Below are 24,394 nucleotides of genomic sequence, written 5' to 3'. Positions count from 1 at the left end.
CAGACATAACAGGTGAGGCGTGAAAGAGCTTAACTTCTGGTGATTTCTTATAGGAGCTTCTCTAGCTTCTACAGATTTTCCGTAAAATTAACCAGGCCTTAACTTTTCTTTAAACAGCAATGTAGCTTTGCCGTACAGAGGAGTTGAGCAGGTTCTTCTCGGGTGAGGTGTGGATTTGGGCGATCGCCCCACGTGAAGGTACGAGAGAGGGGTGTGGGACTTTGTCCCATAACTCTCTCTCGTATCTCGTTAAGACCGGATAATGCTGTTTATCTTAATCAATACTGTTTTGTTGATATAGGGCTATGGTACAGGTCAAAATCTATGGATTAAGAGAGTATCTTGATCCAATCAAACATCAACTCTCTGATGTCATTCATTCCTGCATTATCGATGCACTTCAGTATCCATCTGATAAACGCGCACATCGTTTCTTTCCGCTTGAATCCTCTGATTTTTTCTATCCTGAAGGGCGTACCCTGCGTTACACCATTGTGGAATTCAGCATGATAGAGGGACGCACGGTAGAGGCGAAGAAACAGTTAATGCGCCTGATGTTTGAGCGAGTGCAAACCCTTGGAATTTCAACGCACGATTTGGAAATGACAATTTTTGAAACTCCAAAGCACAACTGGGGGTTTCGAGGTTTGCCTGGGGATGAGCATCAGCTGAACTATCGGATCGATGTGTAATGCTGCACTCGGAGTAAGCAGCATGAATCTTGAAAGCGAATATAAAGAGTGGAGGGCGATCGCCCTCCACTCACTTCTATAGGCAAGGAACTCTCGGTAAACCGAAAACTGACCTGTGTTTGGAGAGGGTAAATGTGACGGGTTTATCCTGTTTTCCGATATAAAGAAGAACTTGCTTGTAGTAGCAGTGGTAAACCTTGGGATGTTTGCCCTATGCGAACGGTTGAATACATTGAACTATTTTGGGATTGTCCAGAATGAGACAATCTTTCAAGGCTTAATGGAGTTAGATGTTCCGTCCCCTTCTCCTCAAATGGTAAAACACAACCAAGGTGGCATGGTGCTGACGTAGAAGATTTAGAGTTCCAGTTTTTCAGAAAAACCAAAGCTCTAGGTACTCAAATGCCGCTGATTTCAGTGCGATTCAATCAAGATGTTATATCAACGAAACGTTCTAAGGAGAACATTGTGAAAGGTACAAACTATATTGCTAACTCTCTAGCGGCTTCTTTGGTGTTAACGGGTTTATGGAGCCTCAACGTCAATGCACAACCGTCTGGTAGTTGGATGGAGCAAACTCTAGGCCGCTATGAGGGCCAGATTTGGGCGGCAGGTGATTTACTGCCGGCAACAACGGAATTTAGAGAAGCAGAAGATGGTTCTCTGGAAGGTAGCTACACCATGAATGAACTAGGAGAAATGGTGCCAGGCACATTGTCTCAATGTGAAGCCGTGCAAGTTCGAGTTATGCATTGTGTCTGGAATGATGTATACGGCACTGGAAACCTTGAAGTGACTTTCTCTGAAGACTTTTCTAGCTTCAATGGATACTGGGGTGAAGAAAACTCAAAACCTGAATTTCCCTGGAATGGTTCACGATAGTTCAGCTTCTATAGTGCTTGAGAGGAAACAAGATGAATCAATCGGATTCTGGAACTGTATCTGTTGGTATTTACATCTTTCCTGATGTTGAAGTTTTAGACTTTGCTGGGCCTTACGAAGTTTTTACTACGGCGTCTCGGGTGTTCAAACGTGCAAACCTGTCCTTGCCTGAACCCTTTACAGTCTTCACGATCGCCCCTCAACCTAGTACTATACGAGCCCGCGCTGGTCTTGTTGTACAACCGGATTACACCTTTGCCAATCATCCCCCTATTGATCTGCTACTCATTCCAGGAGGGGTTGTTACCAAAGAACTTGAAACTCCAGATGTTGTTGAATGGATTACTCAACGTTCGGCGATCGCTACATTAACCGCTTCAGTTTGTACAGGTTCCTTTCTGCTAGCAAAAGCGGGTCTCCTCAATAACCAAATGGCAACGACTCACTGGGAAGATATTCCGGATATGCGGGCTATGTTTCCCAATGTGCAAACGGTTGAACAGCAGCGCTGGGTCGATGCCGGAGATGTAGTGACATCGGCAGGTATTTCAGCCGGTATTGATATGAGCCTTCATCTAGTTGAACGTCTTGCAGGCCGAGAGCTCGCGTTACAAACTGCCCGCCAGATGGACTTTGATTGGCATGAGAATACCTAAGTTCATGAGGAAGCCATACTTTGTATCAAGTCAAGGTAAATGATCACAATAAGAAGCGGCGTGGTGCTCAGTACCACGCCGCTTCTTATTGTGATCATTTAACCCAATGCGGTATGAGAGGATGTGTTCTGGAGAGTGAGTCTTAGGAGCACATGCCTTGAAATGCATCTAAGTAGCAACGTTCAGTGAAGAAATGAAAGATAAACGCTGATTGGCTGTTCCTCATGTCAGAATGAAGCCACCGTCTACTGCTGTCTAGCATTTGTCAGAAGCAATCGAGGAAGTCTCCTGATATGAAAATTGCATTTGTGATACTCGCGCACAAATATCCTGAGCAAATTATTCGATTAGTCAAAGCGCTGAGTTCAGAAGGCGATCATTTCTTTATTCATATCGATCAGCGGGCGACATCTGTTTTTAGTGACGTTGAAAAGTTACTAGGCAATACTTCTCATGTTTTCTTGATGGATCAACGGGATGCTTGTCGATGGGGGCAGTTCAGTATCGTGAATGCTACGCTGAATTGCCTGCGGAGGGCTTGTCTGACACAGGAAAATTATGACTATGTTTTCTTGATCTCTGGGCAAGACTATCCCATAAGGCCTTTATCGGAAATCAAGCGGTTTCTTGAAGAGAACCGGGGACAGCAATTTATTGAAGCTTTTCCTTTAGCGGAACCTAATAAATGGACGAATGCCGGAGGGGCTTATCAAGCGATGAAGCGAGTCTCAAATTGGCATTTCTTTCTGCGAAGTCGTCCGTTTCATGTTCCATTGCAGCGGAAGCTTCCTAATGCACTCGTACCCTATGGCGGTTCGCAGTGGTGGGCTTTGACTGGAGAGTTTGTGCAATGGATGATCAATTATCTGAATACTCATCCCAATGTAATTACTTATTTTAAGTACACGTTTATTCCAGACGAAATGTTTTTTCAAACTCTGGTTTGTAACTCTCCCTTTAAAGAAGCAGTGGCAAATTACAGCTTGACGTACACGGATTGGTCAAATCCCAATCCAACGCCTCCACGAGTCCTGACTATGGAAGATGTTGACGCACTCAAAATATCTGACTTGTTATTTGCGCGAAAATTTGAGCCCGGTAGGAGTGATGAAGTGTTAGATCTGATCGATCAATTGCTGTGAAACAAAATTATCCTTCTGGGTTTTGGAAGATTTGAGTTGATGAATGATGAAGTTGAGTCTGGCAGCGAAGTTGGCGTTATGGGAGCCCTTGCCGTACTATTACCGTAAATTGGCTTTTATTGTGCCCAAATTCCATGAACCCACTGCCTTCGCGGGGAGACATCCTAATCGTTGACGATACGTTGGATAACCTGCGGCTACTCTCTGCCATGTTAGAGGAGCAGCACTATGATGTGCGCAGTGTTACCAACGGCTCCACCGCGCTCATGGGAGTGCGGGCTCAGGCTCCCGACCTGATCCTGCTGGATATCAACATGCCAGGGATGAACGGATTAGAGGTCTGTCGCCGCTTAAAAACTGACCCCGAAACAAAGGACATTCCCATTATCTTCATCAGTGCGCTGAATGAGGTGTTTGATAAGGTAGCCGCTTTTTCGGCAGGCGGCGTCGATTACATCGTCAAACCTTTTCAGGTGGAAGAGGTGATCGTTCGCATCGAGAACCAGCTCAAGTTGTGTCGGCTTCAAACACAGTTGCGATCGCAAAATGACCAGCTCCAAAAAACAGAAGCCGAGTTGCGACGATCCCTCGACCAGGAGAAGGCCCTGAATCAGCGCATTGAAGCTATGGCTGCTCTAGAGGAGCGTAACCGCATTGCCCGAGACATCCACGACTCCCTCGGTCATGCGCTGGTGGCCCTCAACATTCAGCTAGAAACAGTGCTGACCCTGTGGGATACCGATTTACCCAAAGCTCGTAGCTTTTTGCAGGAAGCTAAGCAGTTGGGGGCTGGTGCTCTGAAAGCTGTGCGGCAATCGGTAGCCGATATGCGGGCTGAACCATTGCAGGGAAAATTATTGGAGGCGGCGATCGCCACCCTAACTGAGGAATTTCACCACACCACCGGGATTCAGCCCCAATGTGACATTCACCTGGTTCATCCTTGCTCCAATCCTATCAATACCGCTGCCTACCGCATCATCCAGGAGGGCCTAACCAATATTGTGAAACATGCGGCTGCCACCACGGTTAACTTACACCTGTCCTCTACGGAGGCAGGGCTACACCTCACCCTGCAAGACAACGGCAAAGGCTTCCAGGTGAGCGCCAATCCTACCGGGTTTGGCTTGCGTGGCATGCATGAGCGCACGGCCGCTCTGGGTGGAACCCTCATCCTCCATAGTGCCCCTGAACAGGGCTGCACCATTACAGCTTTTCTTCCCTGCTAAACGCCTATGCTGCGCCTCCTCCTCGTTGAAGATCAAGAAATCATTCGGCGTGGCCTCAAAACCATCCTCGAAACCAAGCCGGATTTGCGGGTGATTGCCGAAGCGGAAAATGGCCAGCGGGCCATTGATGTGCTGACCTCGCTCCATGCTGCTCAGCAGCCGCCAGATGTGGTACTGATGGATATCCGCATGCCGGTGATGGATGGGGTGACGGCAACTCAACACATCTGTCAGCGCTTTCCTGGCACCAAGATTTTGATTCTGACCACCTTTGACGATACTCAGTATGTGGCGGAAGCCCTGCGTCATGGTGCCAAGGGTTATTTGCTAAAGGATATGCCGACGAATGAGTTGGCCGAGGCGATCGCCTCCATTCACCGAGGCTACACTCAGTTTGGCCCGGGCATCCTGGAAAAAATGATGGCCCATGTGCCCAATGAGATGGAAACGTCTGCACCGGCGCCCAAAGAGGCAGATGGGCCGATGACGCCGGAGCAGTTGTTGGCGATCGCCAATAGCGCTCTGGTCGCACGTAATGGTAAGCATCTCAGTGATGTCGAGACGGCTATTGTGCAGGGAGCGATCGCCAACCACACCTACGAAGAAATTGCCGAGACTTCGGGCTATTCCGTTAGCTATCTGAAGCGAGATGTGGGGCCGAAGCTCTGGAAATCTCTCAGCGATGCGTTGGGGGAAAGCGTCAGTAAGACCAATTTTCAGGCCGCTCTGGAACGGTGGCGCAATATGACTAGAGGTAAGGCAGAGACCACCACCAGCCAACCGGAGCCAGCTTCAAAAAGCGAGCCTGCAACATTGCCATCAGTTGCAGAACCTGTCGCATCACCGATGGCAACTGAGATTTATGTTGAGCGGCCCCCAACCGAAATTATTTGTTATGAGACATTGCTGCAACCGGGGGCACTGGTGCGAATTAAAGCACCTCGATTAATGGGCAAAACGGCGTTAATTACCCGCATTCTATCCCAGGTGTCGCAACACCAGTATCGCACCGCCAGCTTCAGCTTTGAGCTAGCCGATCGCAATACCCACCTCACCAGCATGAGCAAGTTCATGCGCTGGTTTTGCAGCATTCTCACCCGCGAATTGGGGTTGCCTAACCAATTGGATGAATTTTGGAATGAAGAGGAGATGGGCGTGAAAATTAGCTGCACGACCTATTTTGAGGAATACCTCTTGCCTCACGCGGAATCACCTTTAGTGCTATGTTTGGATGATGTCGATTTACTCTTTCCTCATCCCGAAATTTACGAAGATTTCTTTGGTTTATTACGCTCCTGGCATGAGAAAGCGAAAAGCCGCCCGCTTTGGCAAAAACTACGATTAGTATTAGCCCACTCCACGGATGTTTATATCCGATTACACATTAATCAATCCCCCTTTAACGTTGGTTTACCTATTGAGTTGACAGAATTTACTCGTGAACAAGTACAAGAACTTGCACAACAACATGGTTTAAGCGGTGATGCCACTTTAATTACACCATTAATGGAGATGGTTGGCGGGCATCCCTATCTTCTGGAACAAGCCTTTGTGCATTTACGAAGTAATCCTCACAGCACTTTAGAGATGTTGCTGAGTAAGGCTCCTACGGAGATGGGCATCTATGGTTCTCACTTGCGGGAATACTGGTTGAACTTAAACCATCATCCTGATTTGTTAGAGGCATTTAAGGGGGCGATCGCCTCCCCAACACCTGTGCAATTGGAACCAATGGCCGCCTATCAATTGCAACGCATGGGCCTGGTCAAGTTTGTTGGAACATTAGTGGCCCCCCGCTGCAATTTATATCGGCAGTATTTCGCCCAATATCTGTTGCAATAGTGACGCGATCGCTGTGGTGTCCTTTATAAGGATTAGCCTCCCTAGAAGGGACGTTTATTTGTGCGCGTTGCACACAAATACAGCAATGTGCGGGTTGATTAAGTACGGTGGTGTGGGGTACTTCGTGCCCCATACCACCGTTGCTGTACTTAACGCACTCGCACGTTGCTATAAACGACTTTTAAGTTGGGCAAGAGAGTAGTTGAGCGTTGGGGTATTGAGTCGCCAGTTGAGAGCGATGATCCAAATTTTGCCGTCCATAGGTTGAGAGCGCTTGAATCTCATCTCCGGATGGGATGGAAGGCAGAACATCTTCTCCCAGGTCGCTAAAGACAACAACCTGTTGAATTTTGAGATGCTTTTGCTGATGTTGGCTGTAAAGGGTATCGTATTGCTGCACCACCTGTTTCCAGGCATCGGGTGGGCAATAGCTGCGATCGATCAGCACAGCAACGGTGGGAATGGGAAAGAGCAGGGTGATCAGGAGACCGGCGATCGCAAAACCCACCCAACTCAATCCCAGGGTCACCAACAATTTGCGATTTATCTGGGTCATAAATCCTCGCGTTTGGAAATGCTGGAAATTACAAATTGGTTTGGAATAATCCCCGTAGCAGTTGCTCCACGTTTTGTGGGTTGCCTGCCTGAACGTTTGATTCCCGCAAGCTGGCGATCGCTTGCAGTTCTCCCTGGTTCACCTCGCCATAAGCAATGGGATAAATCCGCACTTCGCTATGTTTCAGGACGTCTTTGATCTGGTCAAAGGTGTGGCCTGCGTTCACTTCGCCATCAGTTAATAACAACAGGTAATAGCGTCCATCGGGGTCATTCTTTTTCTGAGCCATGAGATCTGATAGAGCGATCAGCGAAGCGTCATACATGGCTGTTGAACCATCGGCTACGACAGAATCAACAGCGGCCAGAATGCGCTTTTGCTGCATCTCATCAAAAGGGGCCATGTTGACCAGGCGACGGGGGCGATCGCCAAAGCTGACCAGGCCGACATGATTACCTGCATTAATTTGTTTCGTGGCAATCCGTAGTCCCTCCTGCACGGCTGCGAGACGCTCACCTTCCATGGAACCGCTAGAGTCGATGACGACCATCATGTAGACCGTTCGGCCACCATCCTTGCGTTCTTTCCAGAAGGCCTGAGCTGCTTGTAATACATCTCCGGGAGGGGAAGAGAGTTCCTGTTGCTGCTGGCCGCTGGCCTGCTCAAAGCCTTTGGTGCTTGCCAGGTCCTGCATGGGTTGGCTGAGGGCAAAGTCGGCAAACTTTTTCAGCGCCTCCTTTTGGGCTGGAGTATTCCACTCAAAGCCTACTAAAGGGCTGTTATGAGGCACGCCAAATGGGACAAAGACGGTCTGGCTAAAGTCCGGTAGCTTCTTCAATCCCACATAGTTTTGATATTCGAGTGGGAACGCCTGGAGTTTGGTGCGATCGCGCACAAAGATATCGCGCAGGTCAGGAGCGGTCAGCGTCGTAACCAGAACCTGTTTCTGAAACGTGTCGAAAACCGATGTGACCTGCGGTAATTTCAGATCCGCAGCGGTCAGAGGCTTGCCGTCCTGGTGGTGTCCTGCGGCTCGCCAGAAAATGGTATAGAGCAGATTGAGAGCCGTGGAACTGGCGTAGGGGTTGGGATAGCCGATGGTCATCTCCCCACCGAGAATGGCATCCAGCAAGCGCTCGAATGTTACATTACCTCCGGATGCCAACCCTTGATAGGTTTTGTCATCCACCACAAATCCGGCATGGTTGGGTACCAGAGACGGCGCGATCGATTGGAATTTGACCTTTTGACTGTCTAGCAACTTAAGCCAGAGGTCGTTCGCTGGGGTAAAACCCGCAGGTTTGACGGCTTGTGCTGCTAGCAGCTGACTGGCTAATCCTGAGGGGATGTTGCGTATGCCCACCTGCACGACCTGGCCTGAACCCACTTTTTCTTTTCGGGCATTAAAGGCATCGGCAACATCCACGAGCCACCGTTCATCCTCTAGCTTTGCGTTGCCTTTTTCACTGGAGCTATAGATTTCCAGATAAACCGTTTGTGGGTCCGTGGACGGTTGTGCTGCGTACAACGGATAGTCGTCGGGCTTGGGCAGCGGTTCGGCAATCTGATCGGTGGTGTACTGAGCGGCGATCGCATCCGGTACCAATGCATCCTCAACCTGAATGTTGGGGAGAATGTTGCTCTGGAGTACCTTCTCAGCGGAGTCAAAAGAGTCTACCTTGGGTAGCGAATCCCCATTGCAGGCGAACAGCAGGCTGAGGCAAACTCCGAGCAAAAACCACAGGCGGAAACGTCTGACGAAGGATTTCATAGGGCAGGAGGATGGTCTGAAGTTTGAAGTGTGGTTTTGTTATGGGTAATTAACAGGCGCAGTTGGGCCGGGAGCGGTTCTGTCTGGGCCGCCTGTTGTTCCAGGGCCGAGAGGGCGAGTTGATCTTGCAGTTGTTGCATCTGCGTCCAGGTTTCGCGAAGGCGATCGCTACTCTTAGCCAATTGTTCTTGCGCTAACTGGCGATAGCTCTCGGTTTGAATCTTCTGGGTGACTTGCAGGGCTCCGGCCACTTGTCCTGATAGATCGAGAACGGTGTGCAATGCTTCCAGTAAATCGGGGGTGAGGCTGGGTTCCCGTTGGGCAATGCTTTCTGCAGATTGCTGAATTTGTAACGCCCAGCTCTGCGCCTGTGTCCATTCTGGTTGTGCAGCATTGGGGAGTTGCCGCTCCACAATCTTGAGGCGCTCCCGAAAGACAACGGGGTCTAGCAGATTATCGGTAGCTCCTTCCAGTTGGGGCTGAGGGCGATTTTGCCAGATCCAGGCCGCCAGAGTGATGAGAGCGATCGCCCCACCGCACACCCAGACGACTGGCCGTGTTCCCTGCCAGTGCAATAGCCCCCCATAACCCAACCCCAACCCCACCAGGAGCAGATAGGTCTGGGGCGATCGCAAAAGATGCTGCAACAATGGCATACCCGAAAACGAGAGGATGGTGAATCTACTGTACTCGTCAGGTCGAACCTGCTGTGGGAAAGACGTACATGATTTTACAATCCGTACACCTTGAACTATGGGTACATAGCACCTTGCGTTTAGCACTTATGCAGAACGCTTGTGTTTGAACAACTTCGCTTAAGGAAGCTGGTCGCAAAGAGTGCGATCGCTCGGCTCCACAGCTTCGCTGGTTCGTAGATAATCGCGAACCCAATCACACCCAAATTGCAGCAAGTCAGTATTACGAATCCGTTCCAGGTTCCACAAAATCACTTGCTTGTCAATGGATGACGACACAAGCATTTTTCCATCCGGGCTAAAGTCTACCCCTGTTGCCCCAGAGCTATGTCCATTCAGCGTGCGCATCAGGGTGCCGTTTTCCACATCCCAGAGCTTCACCGTCTTATCCATACTGGCGGAGGCGATCGTTTTTCCATCGGGGCTGAAGGCCACACTATAGATAGCCATCGTTCCCGGAAGGGTGTGACGTACCTCTCCGGTTGCCATGTCCCACAGTCGTACACTGCCATCTAAGCTACCCGATGCCAGCAGCCTACCATTGGGGCTAAAATCCAGAGTCCAAATACCATCTTCATGCCCTCTCAACGTCCTGAGCAAGGCTCCATCCTGTAGCCGCCAAAGTTTGATGGTGCGATCGGTGCTGCTGGAGGCGAGAAATTGTCCATCCGGGCTGAAAGCAAGCCCCCAAACTGCATCGGTATGGCCCTCCCCCGCCCCATTCCTGTTACCGGGCAGAGCGCGCAAGAATTGCCCTGTGTTTGCATCCCATAGGCGAATACTTTGATCCAGGCTACCCGAGGCGATGAGCTGACCATTGGGGCTAATATTGACTCCCCAGGAGGCATCATTGTGACCTCTCAAGGTGTGTAGAAGACGCCCCGTTTTGGCATCCCAAATTTTGATGGTCTTATCGAGGCTGCCAGAAATGATGCGCTGGCTATCGGGGCTTATGACGACTTGCCAGATTTCGGCTCCGTGGCCCTTCAAGACATGCAGGAGTGTGCCATCGGGTTTCCAAACCTGCACAGTACCCTCCAGGTTGCCCACGGCCACAAAAGAGCCATCGGGGCTATAAGCCAGCCGCGTGTAGGTGTCCTGAGAATGGGTAAGGGTACGCAAAAGAGGGTTTTCTCTCCGGTAGAGGTGAATGCTCTGGTCGTAGGTTGCGACGGCGATGGAATTGTTGTCAGGGGCAATGGAGACCCCCCAACTCAGGGCATCGTGTCCCGATAGGGTCTTCAGTAAGTTACCGTCAGCGATCGCCCAGAGCTTTACCGTGCTATCCACACTGCTGGAAGCCAGAAATGTTCCATCTCGGCTCACATCTAACCCCCAGATGGCTCCGGTATGCCCGACCAGGGTTCGAACAAGGGTGCCATCCCGCTGCCAAACCTGGATCACTTTGTCCTGGCCGGCAGAAAATAGATAGTTGCCATCAGCACTAAAGGCCAGAGCCAGGATGGATTGTTGATGCCCTTGAAAGGTGCGCTCAACCCGGAACGTCTGAGCGGTATTATCCCACCTCCAAAGCTTGAACATGCCTTCTTCGCCGCCGGAGAGGAGCGATCGCCCATCCCGGCTCAGCGTCAGGTAGAAAATGGCGGCCCCATGCTCAGTCAGGGTTTTGAAGTGGCGATACCGACCGTCAGAACCCTGTTTCCAGAGGATAATCAAGCCATCGGCTCCGGCAGTCAGCAAGAGAGAGCGATCGGGGTTAAATTGGATGCCCCAGACGTTAGAGTTATGTCCTTCCAGGGATTGAAGATAGGTTCCCTGAGCATCCCACAGCTTTACAAGACGATTGGGGCTTCCGGCGGCAAATACCTCGCTATTGGGGCTAATGGCGAGGGCATAGGTCTCACTGGTAAAGCCGCTGATCTTCTTCACGAGTGTGCCATCCGGCTTCCAGATAGACAGGGTTCTATTTTGAGCACCCGAAACCAAATAGTGCCCATTGGGGCTGAACCGGACTAAGTTCACCTCGGAGTGGTGACCCAATAGGCGATTGTATTCCGTTGCACCATAAACCGCTTGCCGCAACACCTTATCCACCTGCTCTTGTAGAACGGAGGATGCGCTCTTTAAATGGGTGAGCTTGCGCTTGGCCCGAATCGCTTCGATCAGCGCATCCAGATGGCGATCGGACGCGAAGAGTGCCTCGGAGGATTGGGCGATCGCCTCCACTTCTCGTGCTAGCGTGCGTTGATACTGGCGGTAGGTGAGAGAACCGAGGGCGATCGCTACCACTAACCCTACACTCACGGCCCCTAGAATGCCCCGCTGCAATCGGGCGACGGTGCGCTCCTGCGCCAGACGGACTTCTACTTCTTTAACCCGCTCGGCTTCGAGAGCCTGTTGCATTTCCTGCCGGGCTAACTCCTCGCTGGCGGACAGAAATTGATAGTCCACTGGGCTCAGGTTCTTGCCGATAGCCCAGGTTTCGGCCTGCTGCAAGGCTTGCCCCCGGAGTAGGCGCGATCGATCCTGGCAGTCACTCTCGACCCAGGCGTTAAGGGCTTCGGCGTAGGGGCGCAGAGCGGCCAGTTGCTTCTCCACCCAGGTGTTATCAAACACCGTGGCATAGATGCGATTTTGGATTTTTAGATCGTTTTGGTGCTTAACGACTAATCCGCTTAGCCGCAAAGTTAACTGTTCGGGGCTGTTGTCCTCGCGTAAAAAGCCCTGCTGCCAGAGCTGCTGATAGACCCCAAGTAAGCGGCTGGCCTGCTCTTCATCAAACAATAAGAAGTCGCGCACTGTTCGCAAATGCTCGGGTTCGTCCTGAAACTCCCAGTTCTCAACGATATGCTCCACCACCACATGGGCAATCCAAATGCGGAGGGATAGCGCGGCATTGGGTGGGTCGTGCCAGGGAACTGGATGTGGTTCAGCCTGCCAGGCGCTGGTCACAAGCTTGCATAGTTTTTGTGTGAGAAATGGCTGTCCGGCTGTCCAGGAAAGGATTTCAGTAATGACCCAGGAGGGCTGCTCAAACGTTCCAACCATGCCTTCTAGAAGTGGGGTCACCTCATCTAACCGAAAGCCGGTGAGCGGGATGGCGCGCCCTACATTAAAGGGTGTGCGACTGCGATCAGCAATCAGATCTTGAGGCGTTGCAACTCCCAGCAACACAAAGGTGAGCCGTCGATATTCGGGATGCTCTGCGCGATTGTTGTAGCAAGCACGAATAAAGGCAAACAGGTCATCGGCGGGAAAGTTGAGGCTGATAACGCTGTCGATTTCGTCGATAAAAATGACAATTTTTGAGGCAACTTCCGGTAGCAGAATGGCTTCGACGAATTCTTTAAGGCGTTGGGTTGGGGAAAGCAGATCGAGCGATCGCCACCACTCAAACAAGGTCTTACGCGATGAGATGGACAATGAAAAACAACTGGCAATGCTGCGAGTCAGCCCTAAATACCACTGCTCGGGGTTGATTTGCTGGCTTCCCACCTCGCTTAGATCGATGTCTGCACAGGCCACGCCTTCCGCCTGTAACCGCTGCATTGTGCGAATTCGCAGGCTCGATTTTCCCATCTGCCTCGAATTCAACACATAGCAAAACTCTCCCGATCGCACGGCCTCGTAAAGCACCGTATCGGCCTGTCGCACCACATAGGTCGGTGCATCCAGGGGCAAACTGCCGCCCACCTGATACCACGATGAGTAGGCCATACTGCGTCAGGATGTGGCTAAGAACGCCAATTGAAGGATTCGATTGTACGCTCCATGGACGACTCTTTCGCAAATTGTGAGAGTTTCTTTGGAATTGGAGTGCTCACAAGCTCAGCGTTACAAATAGATGCCTGTTAGAGATTGTTTTTCTTGCGCTTTGAGCAAGAAAAACAATCTCTAACAGGTACTCATCACAACCAGGTTCCGCCAAATTAGGATATGCCTTGAAACTGCATCAAAGCCTGCATACCTTCCCATGCGAAAAAACAACTCTTAAAACGGGCCCTGGAGGTAACCCTCTATCCTAGGATTGAGTTCGATAACATCTTGATTGAGACAACTGCTTTTCACGGGCGTAAGAGGGAAAAATGGCACGAGAAGAGTTTTTAGATTCGGCATCTGACCCATTGCAGAAGGGTGTAGTTTCGGAAGACCAACTTCCCACAATCGGCCTGCTGACAATGTTGCGGTTAGGCATTTTCAATATGGGGTTGGGGATTATGTCTCTGTTGACCCTGGGGGTGTTGAATCGGGTCATGATTGACGAGTTGCAAGTACCGGCGCTAATTGCAGCGGGGGCGATCGCCGTTCATCAATTCATGGCACCTGCTCGCGTTTGGTTTGGGCAATTGTCTGACTCGAAACCATTACTGGGGTACCACCGCAGCGGCTACATCTGGTTGGGTATTCTCTCCATGGCCATCACCTCTTTTATCGCCGTGCAGGTGGTTTGGCAGCTGAATGCCAGCATGGCCAATCTGGGCTGGGGCAGCCATGCTTATCCCTGGGTCGCCTTGCTAGCTCTGGTGTTTGCGGTATATGGTCTGGCGCTGAGTGCGACATCCACCCCCTTTACCGCTTTGTTGGTGGACGTGTCCGATGATAAGACGCGATCGCGCCTCATCGGTATTGGCTGGGCCATGTTGATGGTTGGCATTATCGTTGGCGTGATCATCACCTCCATCGTGCTCAAATCTCTGGCACTCAACTCATCAGTAGACCAGGTGCAAGCGTCAATTAATCGCTTGTTTATCATTGCTCCGGTTATTGTGTGTATATTGGCGATCGCCAGTACTTACGGCATTGAGCGCAAATACTCCCGTCTGACCAGCCGTTCCTCCCTGCGAAACCGGGAAGACGGCATTACCCTACGTCGTGCTCTACGCATTCTCACCGCCAGCCGCCAAACAGGGCTGTTTTTCTCTTTCCTGCTGGTGCTGAGCCTTAGCCTATTCATGCAGGATGCCATCCTCGAACCTTATGGTGGCGAGGTTTTTGGGATGCTCATCTCTGAGACGACCCAGCTTAATGCTGCGTTTGGCATGGGTACTCTGATCGGTATTATTCTGACCGGATTTTTCATCGTGCCCCGCATCGGTAAGCAGCGTACCGTCAAAATTGGCTGTTTCTGGGCCGCCTTTTGTCTGGGAATGATTGCCCTTTCGGGCACCACCGGACAGCCCCCATTTTTGATGGCCGCTGTCTTTTGCTTTGGCCTTGCTTCCGGCATTCTGACCCTGGGGGCGATTGTTCTCATGTTAGACCTGACCATTGCTGAAACCGCAGGCACTTTCATCGGGGCCTGGGGTCTGGCTCAGGCGATCGCCCGGGGTAGCGCAACTCTTCTCGGCGGTGGCGTCCTTGACCTGGGCAAATCGCTCTTTGCCTCCAGCCCCAGCGTTCTCCCTGCCTATACCCTCGTTTTCCTGACCCAGGCTGTTGGCATGATCGTTGCCATCTTCCTCCTGAGCCGAGTCAGCATCCAGGAATTTCAGGCTGATGCCAAAGATGCCATTGCGGCGGCCATCGCTAGCGACATGGACTAGGGCCTGTCTGACAAGCCGTTTTTGTGCCCATAGCGCACAAATAATGCTCCCTTTCGCTAGCTTTAAAGCACGTCCTAACCCACGCTTCTACGTTCCCTTTACCACTGCCCATCCTCATGCCCGACTGGAACGCTATTCAAACCTTCGCCCAAACCACGACCACCACCGTTGGCGAACAACTCCTGAAAGACTTCGGTCATGTTCAGGGTGTTGAAAAAGACGACGGCAGCCTGGTTACTCGTTCCGATCAGTGGGCGGATGAAACCCTGCGGCAGGCGATCGCCCAAGCCTTTCCCGAACACGGTGTTCTCAGTGAAGAAACCACTCACGTTTTTCCGGATACGGAGTGGTGCTGGGTGATCGATCCCGTGGATGGCACGACGAACTACACTCGGGGCATTCCCCTGTGGGCAATTTCGTTGGGGCTGCTGTACAAAGGCACTCCTGTGTTTGGTCATATTTATGTGCCGCCCATCCGAGCCCACTTTTATGGCTACTGGTATGGCAACTCTGGTTTAACGGGGCCAACGGGGGCGTTTTGTAATGGTGAACCGATTCATGCCAGCACCGCAGAGCCGTCCGGTAATCAGCTCTTTAACCTCTGTGCTCGTAGTACAACAGTCATGCAAAAGCCTTTTCCCTGCAAGATTCGAATGCTGGGTGTGGCGAGCTATAACTTGCTGACAGTGGCAGCGGGAGCGGCTCTGGGTGGCGTGGAGGCTACGCCCAAGATTTGGGATATCGCAGCGGTGTGGGCGATCGCCCAGGCGGCTGGGGCAACCTGGCACGCTCTCAACAATGATCCCATTTTTCCCCTGGTGCCGGGTGAGGACTATGGTCGAAAGCCTTACCCTACGCTGGTTGTGAACCAGGAAAAACAAGTCGATACGTTTGTCCCATTGGTTCAGGAAATTGTACGATAACGGGCCTTGAATTTTGGGGCAGAACTGGCTAGGCCAGTTTTGCCAGGACGAATCCCATTTATAAAAGAGGTGGTGTGGCGCTCAGCGCGACACCACCTCTTTTTATGGTTGGTTATTCAAGCGGATTTGATAGGCGTTCCCTAAGTCCTAATTAACCTCAGTTCGGGATAAGCTGAAGTGCTCATTTTGGCGTGCGCAAAGCGCACGCCAAAATGAGCGTTTTCGAGTGCCGCGCAACGCGCGGCACTCGAAAACGCCCTTAACCCGAACTCAGGTTAATTAAAATGGGGTCTCAGTTTTTAGATGAATCCATTTGCCAGAGTGGGGATGCTGAAAACGCAATTCTCTGGCATGTAGGTGGAGTCTTTTGTCAAGTGAGGATGTTCCATAGAGGCGATCGCCCAAAATAGGTGCCCCTAGCCCTTCTGGATGGGCGGCATGAACTCGTAGTTGATGGGTACGCCCCGTGAGGGGGATGAATTCTACACGAGTTGTTGTTGCATCCTGTCTAATAATTTGGACATGGGTAACACTGGGTTTTCCACGTTCCACATCAACTTTTTGGTAGGGGCGATCGCTCGGATCCGCCCATAAGGGTAACTCAATCACATTCTTCTCGGCTTCGGGATGGCCTACAAGTAGGGCTTCGTATACTTTGTGAACCTGCCGCTGCTGAAACTGTCGGCTGAGATGACGATAGGTGTCCAAATCACGGGCTAACAGGAGAATGCCAGAGGTATCCTGGTCGAGGCGATGGACTGGAATCAGACCCATTCCCTCGCATAATTGGAGACGGCTGAGGACGCTATCCTGGCGATCGCTGCTTCGCCCTGGCACAGATAACAATCCAGCCGGTTTATTGATAGCGATTAACCATTCATCCGTATATATCGTGTGAAGGGATTGGTTGGCATCACGACTTTTCTCACCTGTGATCGCCGCCATGAAGGAGCCCTTTCCAGATAGCCCGGATAATAAAAATCCCATCAATGGCTGGCATCGTTCCGCACAGGCTCCATAAAACTCTCCCTGCACTTTGTCTCCGTTGGATGTCGACGGCCCCCACCAAAACTCCGCCATTGATAGCGGTTTATAACCTTGAATTGCCGCGTAATGTAAAAGTTTTGGGGCACAGCAATCACCTGTTCCGGTAGGAATTGCCCCGTGGGTGATCACATCCTGCAAGGTTAAGGATTGACCGGCAAAATTCGTGAGGCGGTAGACGGCATGCATCTGGGCTTGCAGCTGCTGGGATAAGGCTTTGCGCTCGTGTTTTAATTCCCGAATGCGGGCATCGGCTGCTTCGATGGTGAGCTTGAGCGATCGCAATGCTTCATCCCGTTGCCGTTTAAGGTTGCGTCGTTCAATACCGTCCCGGCGGCTCTGGTCATCCAAATGGTTAAGGGCGATCGCCAGGGCTTCACCATCTAGAGTGTCGAGTGCGATCTGCCGTTGCTGCTGCCGTTCCAGCTTTCTCGGGTGCTGCTGCTGCGATAGCTGCTGTAACTGAGTTGCAAATTCCTCAACTAGCCCTGCATACTGCTGTCGTTCTGGCAGATGTTGGAGGGTCAACAAATGCTGCTTAATCGTTTCCAATTGGCTCAGGGTACGGGCTTCTTCCTGAGCAACGTGTTCGCGTCCTGGAATGGGAGGCAGCCAGCCTGCTACCTGGCTCTCGCCATTCAACAGCCCAGAAAATGCCTTTAGGACTTGAAGTCCCGTTGGCGTTTCAACAAGCAGCACCCCATACATTTTGCCCTCGCGAGAGTAGCGGGGGTCGTCCGCAAGCTGTTGCATGAGTTCGTGAGCGATCGCCTCTACCAACGCCGTTCGTGGCAACCGCAACAACGTGCCTCGATAGGGACAACGCCCTTCATACCAGTAGGAAGAATGGCTGCTGACCCGCTCACCATCATGCTCCCATCTCAAAAGTGTCTGAAACTCAACCATGCTGGATGCCTGAATCCACGCGTGATCCCCCACGCATGCGTACTTGATAGATACAGCCTTAGCTGCACTCATTCTATTCAGGACTTACACAAGCCCGCTATCCATAGTGCATTTGTGTTGTGGGTGGGGTGCGAAGCACCCCACCTACAACACAAATGCATAAGTCCTGTTATTGATACATCACCGAGAATCTTGTACAAAATAAAACCCGGACTTTGTGTGGAAAGCACGGCTCCCCTGTGCTGCCACACAAAAATCCGGGTTTTATGGGATTCGTTATCCTGGCCTCAAAAAGAGAGCTGAATTTTGCAAGAGCGTGGGCGTAAAGTCCACGCTCTCCTGGGGTGTGGCGCGATCGCCGTAACCTATAACCGGCTCACCCAGTCACCAGAAACCCAACCACCATTATTCAGCTGAACCCAGTTTCCAGATGTGCGCCCATTGAGGGTAATCCGTGTGCCATTGGCATACTCGCCGATGACGCTGCCACCGGGCGAACTCCGGACCAGTAAGGGGTTTCCATTCGTCGTGACGACCGCAGTCGCATCAGGTCCGCCAACACCGCCATCACTACCACCACTGGTGGAGATCCAGTTGGCCGAGATCCAGGTGCCATTGGTCCGTTGTACCCACTCACCACTGCGGCGACCGCTCAGCTCGACCCGAGAACCACTCGGTAAGGTACCGATAACGGCTCCACCCGGCGAACTGCGTACATTCAACGGTGTCCCATTGGTGCTTACAAACGCGGTCGAGGCATCACCACCCTGATCCGGGGGTGGGGTCGTGCCACCACCACTCGTGGAAATCCAAGTGCCGGAGATCCAAGTGCCGTTGGTGCGTTGTACCCATTCGCCACTCCGACGACCGCTCAGCTCGATCTGCGAACCATTGGGTAGTGTCCCAATGACGGCTCCACCGGGCGAACTGCGTACATTCAGCGGCGTCCCATTGGTCCGCACGAAGGCTGTGCTAGCATCGCTGCCGGTGCCGCCACCACTGCTGCCGCCGCTACTACCACCGCTGCCGCTGGTTGAGAGCCAGTTGCTAGAAATCCATGTACTGTTGGTCCGTTGTGCCCATTCGCCACTGCGGCGACCTGTTAACTCAACCTGTGCCCCATTGGGCAGGGTTCCTACTACAGCGCCGTCCGGTGAACTGCGCACATTCAGCGGGCTACCATTAGTGCGTACAAAGGCAACTGAAGCATCACTTCCACTGCTTTGGGGACCAATAAACTGGCTGGCCACCCAAGTACCGTTGCTCCGTTGGGTCCAACTGCCACTCTGTCGGCCGCTGAGCTCAATCACGCTCCCGTTGGGTAAACTGCCAACAATCGCCCCTCCTGGAGAACTGCGCACGTTCAGTGGGGTGCCGTTGGTTCTGACCGTAGCCTGGGAAGCACTGGCTGGACTGGGCGCTGCTGCTGGTGCAGCCGAGGTGCGTGCTGCTGGGGCGGGAGGGGCAGCCGGTCTGGGGGACTGAGCTGTAGCAGGAGCCGATCTGGGCGATGCTGAGGCCGCTGGGCTCGGAGATGCTGGAGCAGCCGGGCTGGGCGACGCTGATGCTGCGGGGGCAGGCGATGCTGGAGCAGCCGGGCTGGGCGACGCTGATGCCGCAGGGGCAGGCGACGCTGGTGCTGCGGGGGCAGGCGACGCTGGAGCAGCCGGGCTGGGCGACGCTGATGCCGCAGGGGCAGGCGAGGGCGACGCAGGTGGAGTGAACTGGATATACTGAGCCTGCACCCAGGTACCATCAGTCCGTTCTAGAAACCCGTTTTGTTCTCGGCCTGTCAGTTCAACCTGAGTCCCATTGGCTAAACGGCCTGCTACTTCACCCCCCGGAGATTTCCGGAAATTCAGGGGGTTGCCCCCTGTGCTGACATAGCCTACCCGTGTCGAACCTCCCTGGGCTGCACTAGGGCTGGGATTTGTGGCAACCGCAGTATCGTTTTTGGGGGTCGTCGCGGCGGTACGACCTGGAGGAGTATCATGAACGAATCGTGCAGCTACCCAGGTACCATCGGTGCGTTCTAGCCAGCCGTTGCTGCTGCGCCCGGTTAATCGTAACTCTCCGCCATTGGGTACTGTACTGATGACACCACCATTGGGAGAACTCCGCACATTGAGTGGAGCTCCGTTAGTGCGGGCATAGGCGACGAAAGTGTTGCCGCTTTGAGGTGCTGCCTGGGCTGTACCACCCGCCGGTGTGGTTCTCTGAGCTGTGTTGCCCTGGGGCGCTGCTTGGGGCGAGCCGCTCTTGGGAGCAGCAGCTTGATCCATCGGTGGCTGCACATATTGCGCCATAACCCAGGTGCCATCGGCTCGTTCTAGCCAGCCATCTCGGGCGCGCCCGGTCAATTGCAAGGTAGAGCCGTTGGGAAGTGTGCCGACGATTGGCCCATCAGGTGCCTTACGTACGTTGAGGGTTGCGCCCCCCGTTTGGACAACGCCGGTAACGGCTGCGATCGCCTCTTGCTGCACTCCCGTCACTAGTAGAGTGATCACTAATGTGGAGGTCGCAATCCACGCAGAGCTAGGGATTTCCCAATCAGCCAGGAGCGGTCGCAACTCTGGTACAGGATCGTTGCTTTCGTAGGCAACGGCATTGTGGATATAGGCGAGGGACTCCATGATGCTTTACCTCATCAAAATTAAAGCGGTCAACGTGGGCATCAGAGACGAAAATCTGGCAGACGGCTCGTCAGATTCGTTTACCTAGAATAATAACGACAAAATTGGCGATCGCTAAACAAAATTACCGGGTTTCAATATCATGCAATTGCACCCCAAAAGTTTCCTTTGCCGGGTTTATTTTTTCCACAACTGATCATACGTATCAGGTGATAGCTCTGCCCCCTTTCTGATCACATCCCGATCCTTCAACTCACATTTATTTGGGGTTAAGGCAGGGAACGAGAGACAGTGTAAAGTGCTATCCCCCTACTACTGCCCTAGTCTATATAAATAGGGCGATGAGCTTTCCTCAAAATCTATCCTGATCCGGACGTAATTAGAGCAAAAACCTTAACTTAAATCTGGGTAAGCATTAAGAAATGGGACAAGAACACTTGTTTTTTCTTAACTCCCTGCCTTTCAGGCGCAAAATTCTACCCTTGATTAACCTTACAGGCTCGGCACTGAAACGGATCGGTTTTAGAGGTAATGGCTTGAAATTAACTTTGGTAGTAGTTTTTGGGGCGATCGGTTAAAGCGCATGTTCTAAACTTTCAGGCTACCGTCCAGTCGATTACATTTTAAGGTTCTAAAGGTACTCACCTATATATGGCCGGAAAGAGTCTTAAAACAGCACCAATGTCTTTTCAATCTAAAGAAGCGCCTAATATTCTATGCCCTTCTTAGGTGGATGTAGAATATTAGGCGTCTCTTCACATCGAAGTGATATGAGATGATCCACGACATCAATAAAAAGCTCGTTTCAAGGATCGCAAAGAGCCAAGGTAAATCGAGCAAAAGACTTGCTTCTATTGCTAGCGTAAATTAGCAAAAAAAGAGTCAAAATCTACTAAATCTAGCGATCGCATCAACGGCTCCAGCACGGAGGTAATCTGACGCATCCATAACCCTTTCCGATCTGGTGCGGTACGGCATAAACGCAAGCCTACGCTGCCTGCTTAACTACCGCATGGCTTGGGTGTTTATCCTTATATAGCAATGTGCAAGTGCGTTAAGTACAGCAACGGTGATGTGGGGCACGAAGTGCCCCACATCACCGTACTTAACCAACGTGCACAGCGCTATATATCAATTTCGATCACAAGCGGGCAGTGATCCGAAGCTTTGGGGTTACGGTGGCCCACGCCTTTAAATCGAGCTTCCTTAATTTTCGTCGCTCGTCCAGGCATCCCTCGCCGTTCGATTTCGGGCAATGCTGTAGGGTTAGCCTTTGCTAGAGAGCGTGACAGGAGTAGATAGTCGAGCTGGTTGTAGGTGTCATGCTCAGCAAAGTAATGGGTCCACCGCTCGGCTGATGGGAGTCGATTCAGCACATTTTCGAGCCAGGGTTGGCTGAGTAGAGGTTCCAGGCCTTTGGAAGGGAGGTAGTCATTCAGATCTCCTAATACCACCCAGGCTGCCTCCCCTGGATCGGGGCCAAACCGCTCCTGCAAAATCTCCACGACCCGTTTTGCTTGGGTTTGACGAATCGCCATGGTGCTGTCTCGGTTCTCTGCCATGGATTTGAAATGATTGACGAAAATCGTCAATGTTTTGCCGTGGGGTAGGCAAATTTCCACCTCCAGGCAATCCCGTGAGAAAATATGAGCTCCCTCGGGGGTGCGGTCAAATTGATGGGTGCGAATGGCTCCTAAAGGAAAACGGCTGACAATGCCGACATCAATCTGCCGTGGATCATTCCCATCAATAACAAGAGGATAGGGATAGCCCTCCGCAGGCATCCAGAGGGTAAATTGCTTTAAAAAAAGCCGTAAGGTTGGTAGGTTCTCAATTTCCTGCAACCCTAAGATGTCAGCTCGAATAGCACCCATGGCCTCGGCTGTGATGCGGTGGCGAGGTTCCGAGAAAGGGGCGTAGCGAGTTTCATCACTCGTCCAACTGGGCTGAGTCGGGGCAATGGGGAGAACCTGATCCCGAAACCGAAAGCGGGCAAATAAATTCTCAGCGTTAAACGTTCCAATGCGGACACGCATACCGCAGGGCTCCTATGAGAGGAATGGGCATTCTCGAAACCCAAAATCCCGGCTTTACCAGCGTTTTGTGTGGCAAAGTCGGGATTCTAGGCCGTTACAATGCCAAATTACTCGGGACGATCGCTCATCACGTCGCGCGTTTCAAACCCGGCGCTACTGTTTACGGTGCCCAGCTTTTGCCGGACATCGTCAATGGCATCATTCAGTTGGGCAATCTTATCCTCCAAACCCCGACGGGCGGCCTCAATGCTTTGGGGCGTGGGAGGGGTTGCTCCCTTCTCGATGGGGCGTTTCAGGGCGCGACGAGCCAGGACATCGGTCTTGGCCTGAAGTTTTTGCTTCGGTAACCGAGAGGCTGTGAGTACACCGAGTACGCCGCCGACGGCTCCGCCAACGACGGCTCCCAGGATAAACCCGCCTAAAAAGTTGTCTTGCTGACTCATGCTCCTCTCCTGATAAACGAGCGGTGGAGGGATATCATCCATTCCACAGCTTACAGCAGTTTCAAAGGCTTTGCGGTGAACAGTAACGGTTTATCACGTCCCAAAGGTGCGATCGCCTGCATCCCCTAGCCCTGGCACGATAAAGCCCCGGTCATTCAGCCCCTCATCAATGGCAGCCGAATAAATAATGACTTCGGGATAACGTCCACCTAGTAATTGCAATGCGTTAGGAGCGGCCACCACAGATATGATGCGCACCATAGAGGGGTCGATTCCCCGTTCGGTCAGCTCAGACATCACGGCTACGATGGTGCCCCCCGTTGCCAGCATTGGTTCTGGAATAAGGATACGGGTTTCGGGCGCAAAGGCTTTAGGGAGACGATTGAGATAACAGAGGGGTTGAAGGGTTTCTTCATCCCGAGACAACCCGATATGGTAAATGGATGACAGCGGCAGAAGTGCCTGTGCTCCTTCCATCAAGGCTAATCCAGCCCGCAGAATGGGCACCAGCGCAACGGGCACTTCCGGGTTGATGAAGGTCGCCGGGCAAGGGGCCAGGGGGGTATTGATTTCGGTACTGACAGTGGGGAGCCAATCACGGATGGCTTCGTAGGTGAGCCAGCGGCCCAATTCGGTCATAGCACTGCGAAACAGTACCGAGGGAGTAGTTTCATCTCGCACAACTCCCAGCCAGTGCTGAATCAATGGGTGGGTGGGAACATGAACACGCAGTTGCAAAGCCATAAGTCAGGGGCGATCGCGTAAAACGATAACGGAATAACAGCACCGATAGGTAGCGCCCTGTAGTAGGGCACCAGGTAAACGCTTCGCCGATCAACACTCAGTCAGAAGCCGTCTCAAAAAGCGTAGCCAAACGTTGATTTTACGTGGGTCTACCTCACGGGAAAGCAACGCTTCAAATCTCCTCAAAGTGTACCATTTTAGATAGATCAACGCTGCCAGCAGAGTTTTCTATCATGGCTCGCAAACAACGGTTTCCTTATCTTGTTGGTTCGAAATGGACGTCTCGCCAGGAAACTTGGGGGTGGCGACATTTTCAGGTGGTGAACCGTAAAAACGAAGGCTCCTGGGTGTTTGCGGAGATGGTCGCTGCCTGTGATCCATCGGTGCGGTTTTGGGTGAGTGCCAAGCAATTAAAAGACGCTAGTCTCTGGCAGGCGGGATGGAAGTCTCTGCAGGAGCAAGCAGGTTCTGAGATGCCTTTGTAGCGATCGCCAACTTCAATCAACTGCCTGCGTGAATTGTTGCGCGGCTTTGCCGCGCAACAATTCACTTCCTTAAAAACCGACTTATGCAGGAGGTCCAATAATTTCAGTTCGAGTGAAGAGTATTTTCGAGTGCCACGCAATGCGCAACTAAACCGAGATTTCTTGTTGTCGTAACTTCGCCCCCACAATGAAAAACTTGGGTTTTAGCGGT

The 24,394-nt window shown here is 52.0% G+C and carries 19 protein-coding genes; 9 read left to right on the top strand and 10 right to left on the bottom strand.

Annotated features, from left to right (window positions below; all coding sequences use genetic code 11):
- Positions 1–98: 98 nt before the first annotated feature.
- Positions 99–230, bottom strand: coding sequence for a hypothetical protein (locus tag H6F91_RS28360; protein ID WP_277874411.1), 132 nt, complete (start codon positions 228–230; stop codon positions 99–101).
- Positions 231–305: 75 nt separating this feature from the next.
- On the opposite strand from H6F91_RS28360, the gene H6F91_RS20560 reads away from it, so the two are divergent.
- The 6 genes from H6F91_RS20560 (at position 306) to H6F91_RS20535 (ending at position 6,443) form a co-directional block, all read left to right on the top strand.
- Positions 306–692 (top strand): tautomerase family protein, encoded by a 387-nt coding sequence (locus tag H6F91_RS20560; protein ID WP_190771594.1) that lies wholly within the window; start codon positions 306–308, stop codon positions 690–692.
- A 468-nt stretch (positions 693–1,160) separates the two neighbouring features.
- Positions 1,161–1,574: a hypothetical protein gene (locus H6F91_RS20555; protein ID WP_190771595.1), complete on the top strand. Its 414-nt coding sequence runs from the start codon at positions 1,161–1,163 to the stop codon at positions 1,572–1,574.
- 32 nt (positions 1,575–1,606) lie between these two features.
- On the top strand, positions 1,607–2,230 hold the full coding sequence (locus H6F91_RS20550; protein ID WP_190789451.1) for a DJ-1/PfpI family protein: 624 nt from the start codon (positions 1,607–1,609) through the stop codon (positions 2,228–2,230).
- 293 nt (positions 2,231–2,523) lie between these two features.
- Positions 2,524–3,372 carry a beta-1,6-N-acetylglucosaminyltransferase gene (locus H6F91_RS20545; protein WP_190771597.1) on the top strand — a complete coding sequence of 283 codons (849 nt, stop codon included), beginning with the start codon at positions 2,524–2,526 and terminating at the stop codon, positions 3,370–3,372.
- Between the two features lie 134 nt (positions 3,373–3,506).
- On the top strand, positions 3,507–4,601 hold the full coding sequence (locus H6F91_RS20540) for a response regulator (RefSeq protein WP_190771598.1): 1,095 nt from the start codon (positions 3,507–3,509) through the stop codon (positions 4,599–4,601).
- A 6-nt stretch (positions 4,602–4,607) separates the two neighbouring features.
- Positions 4,608–6,443, top strand: a complete 1,836-nt coding sequence (locus H6F91_RS20535) for an AAA-like domain-containing protein (RefSeq protein ID WP_190771599.1) — start codon at positions 4,608–4,610, stop codon at positions 6,441–6,443.
- Positions 6,444–6,624: 181 nt separating this feature from the next.
- Here H6F91_RS20535 and H6F91_RS20530 read toward each other — a convergent pair whose 3' ends face one another.
- From H6F91_RS20530 to H6F91_RS20515, 4 genes are all read right to left on the bottom strand, one after another.
- Complete coding sequence (locus H6F91_RS20530; protein ID WP_190771600.1) at positions 6,625–6,999, bottom strand: hypothetical protein; 375 nt, start codon at positions 6,997–6,999, stop codon at positions 6,625–6,627.
- A 28-nt stretch (positions 7,000–7,027) separates the two neighbouring features.
- The gene (locus tag H6F91_RS20525) at positions 7,028–8,770 is read right to left on the bottom strand and encodes a vWA domain-containing protein (RefSeq protein WP_190771601.1); all 1,743 of its coding nucleotides are present in this window, start codon (positions 8,768–8,770) and stop codon (positions 7,028–7,030) included.
- Entirely contained in the window at positions 8,767–9,426 is a 660-nt protein-coding gene (locus H6F91_RS20520; RefSeq protein ID WP_190771602.1) for a hypothetical protein, read from the bottom strand. The genes H6F91_RS20525 and H6F91_RS20520 overlap by 4 nt, the downstream gene beginning before the upstream one ends.
- A 159-nt stretch (positions 9,427–9,585) precedes the next feature.
- Complete coding sequence (locus H6F91_RS20515) at positions 9,586–13,143, bottom strand: AAA-like domain-containing protein (protein ID WP_190789450.1); 3,558 nt, start codon at positions 13,141–13,143, stop codon at positions 9,586–9,588.
- A gap of 368 nt (positions 13,144–13,511) precedes the next feature.
- Here H6F91_RS20515 and H6F91_RS20510 point away from each other — a divergent pair, with 368 nt between their 5' ends.
- On the top strand, positions 13,512–14,969 hold the full coding sequence (locus H6F91_RS20510; protein WP_347280065.1) for a BCD family MFS transporter: 1,458 nt from the start codon (positions 13,512–13,514) through the stop codon (positions 14,967–14,969).
- 116 nt (positions 14,970–15,085) lie between these two features.
- Entirely contained in the window at positions 15,086–15,892 is an 807-nt protein-coding gene (locus H6F91_RS20505; protein ID WP_190771604.1) for an inositol monophosphatase family protein, read from the top strand.
- A 279-nt stretch (positions 15,893–16,171) separates the two neighbouring features.
- On the opposite strand, the gene H6F91_RS20500 is transcribed toward H6F91_RS20505, so the two are convergent.
- The 5 genes from H6F91_RS20500 to upp all read right to left on the bottom strand — a co-directional run bounded on the left by H6F91_RS20500 (position 16,172) and on the right by upp (position 23,698).
- Positions 16,172–17,842 (bottom strand): pseudouridine synthase, encoded by a 1,671-nt coding sequence (locus H6F91_RS20500; RefSeq protein WP_190789449.1) that lies wholly within the window; start codon positions 17,840–17,842, stop codon positions 16,172–16,174.
- 365 nt (positions 17,843–18,207) lie between these two features.
- Positions 18,208–20,475 carry an SH3 domain-containing protein gene (locus H6F91_RS20495; protein ID WP_190771606.1) on the bottom strand — a complete coding sequence of 756 codons (2,268 nt, stop codon included), beginning with the start codon at positions 20,473–20,475 and terminating at the stop codon, positions 18,208–18,210.
- 1,124 nt (positions 20,476–21,599) lie between these two features.
- On the bottom strand, positions 21,600–22,511 hold the full coding sequence (locus H6F91_RS20490; protein WP_190771607.1) for an endonuclease/exonuclease/phosphatase family protein: 912 nt from the start codon (positions 22,509–22,511) through the stop codon (positions 21,600–21,602).
- Between the two features lie 107 nt (positions 22,512–22,618).
- Positions 22,619–22,954 carry a hypothetical protein gene (locus H6F91_RS20485; RefSeq protein WP_190789448.1) on the bottom strand — a complete coding sequence of 112 codons (336 nt, stop codon included), beginning with the start codon at positions 22,952–22,954 and terminating at the stop codon, positions 22,619–22,621.
- 93 nt (positions 22,955–23,047) lie between these two features.
- A complete protein-coding gene (upp, locus tag H6F91_RS20480; RefSeq protein ID WP_190771609.1) occupies positions 23,048–23,698 on the bottom strand; it encodes a uracil phosphoribosyltransferase in 651 nt (216 codons plus the stop codon).
- 233 nt (positions 23,699–23,931) lie between these two features.
- Here upp and H6F91_RS20475 point away from each other — a divergent pair, with 233 nt between their 5' ends.
- Positions 23,932–24,183, top strand: a complete 252-nt coding sequence (locus tag H6F91_RS20475) for a TIGR02450 family Trp-rich protein (protein ID WP_190771610.1) — start codon at positions 23,932–23,934, stop codon at positions 24,181–24,183.
- Positions 24,184–24,394 lie beyond the last annotated feature (211 nt).

Origin of the sequence: Leptolyngbya sp. FACHB-8 (genome assembly GCF_014695575.1) — a bacterium.
GTDB lineage: Bacteria > Cyanobacteriota > Cyanobacteriia > Elainellales > Elainellaceae > Vacuolonema.
Note: the sequence above shows the minus strand (reverse complement) of the source record. Positions and strands in the feature narration are given on the sequence as shown.

Bases quoted from the DNA above. Each gene is read 5' to 3' on its own strand.
- H6F91_RS20530 (WP_190771600.1), bottom strand. From the start codon at position 6,999: ATGACCCAGATAAATCGCAAATTGTTGGTGACCCTGGGATTGAGTTGG.
- H6F91_RS20520 (WP_190771602.1), bottom strand. From the start codon at position 9,426: ATGCCATTGTTGCAGCATCTTTTGCGATCGCCCCAGACCTATCTGCTC.
- H6F91_RS20505 (WP_190771604.1), top strand. From the start codon at position 15,086: ATGCCCGACTGGAACGCTATTCAAACCTTCGCCCAAACCACGACCACC.
- H6F91_RS20550 (WP_190789451.1), top strand. From the start codon at position 1,607: ATGAATCAATCGGATTCTGGAACTGTATCTGTTGGTATTTACATCTTT.
- H6F91_RS20525 (WP_190771601.1), bottom strand. From the start codon at position 8,770: ATGAAATCCTTCGTCAGACGTTTCCGCCTGTGGTTTTTGCTCGGAGTT.
- upp (WP_190771609.1), bottom strand. From the start codon at position 23,698: ATGGCTTTGCAACTGCGTGTTCATGTTCCCACCCACCCATTGATTCAG.
- H6F91_RS20545 (WP_190771597.1), top strand. From the start codon at position 2,524: ATGAAAATTGCATTTGTGATACTCGCGCACAAATATCCTGAGCAAATT.
- H6F91_RS28360 (WP_277874411.1), bottom strand. From the start codon at position 230: ATGGGACAAAGTCCCACACCCCTCTCTCGTACCTTCACGTGGGGCGAT.
- H6F91_RS20475 (WP_190771610.1), top strand. From the start codon at position 23,932: ATGGCTCGCAAACAACGGTTTCCTTATCTTGTTGGTTCGAAATGGACG.
- H6F91_RS20540 (WP_190771598.1), top strand. From the start codon at position 3,507: ATGAACCCACTGCCTTCGCGGGGAGACATCCTAATCGTTGACGATACG.
- H6F91_RS20535 (WP_190771599.1), top strand. From the start codon at position 4,608: ATGCTGCGCCTCCTCCTCGTTGAAGATCAAGAAATCATTCGGCGTGGC.
- H6F91_RS20560 (WP_190771594.1), top strand. From the start codon at position 306: ATGGTACAGGTCAAAATCTATGGATTAAGAGAGTATCTTGATCCAATC.
- H6F91_RS20490 (WP_190771607.1), bottom strand. From the start codon at position 22,511: ATGCGTGTCCGCATTGGAACGTTTAACGCTGAGAATTTATTTGCCCGC.
- H6F91_RS20510 (WP_347280065.1), top strand. From the start codon at position 13,512: ATGGCACGAGAAGAGTTTTTAGATTCGGCATCTGACCCATTGCAGAAG.
- H6F91_RS20485 (WP_190789448.1), bottom strand. From the start codon at position 22,954: ATGAGTCAGCAAGACAACTTTTTAGGCGGGTTTATCCTGGGAGCCGTC.
- H6F91_RS20500 (WP_190789449.1), bottom strand. From the start codon at position 17,842: ATGGTTGAGTTTCAGACACTTTTGAGATGGGAGCATGATGGTGAGCGG.
- H6F91_RS20515 (WP_190789450.1), bottom strand. From the start codon at position 13,143: ATGGCCTACTCATCGTGGTATCAGGTGGGCGGCAGTTTGCCCCTGGAT.
- H6F91_RS20495 (WP_190771606.1), bottom strand. From the start codon at position 20,475: ATGGAGTCCCTCGCCTATATCCACAATGCCGTTGCCTACGAAAGCAAC.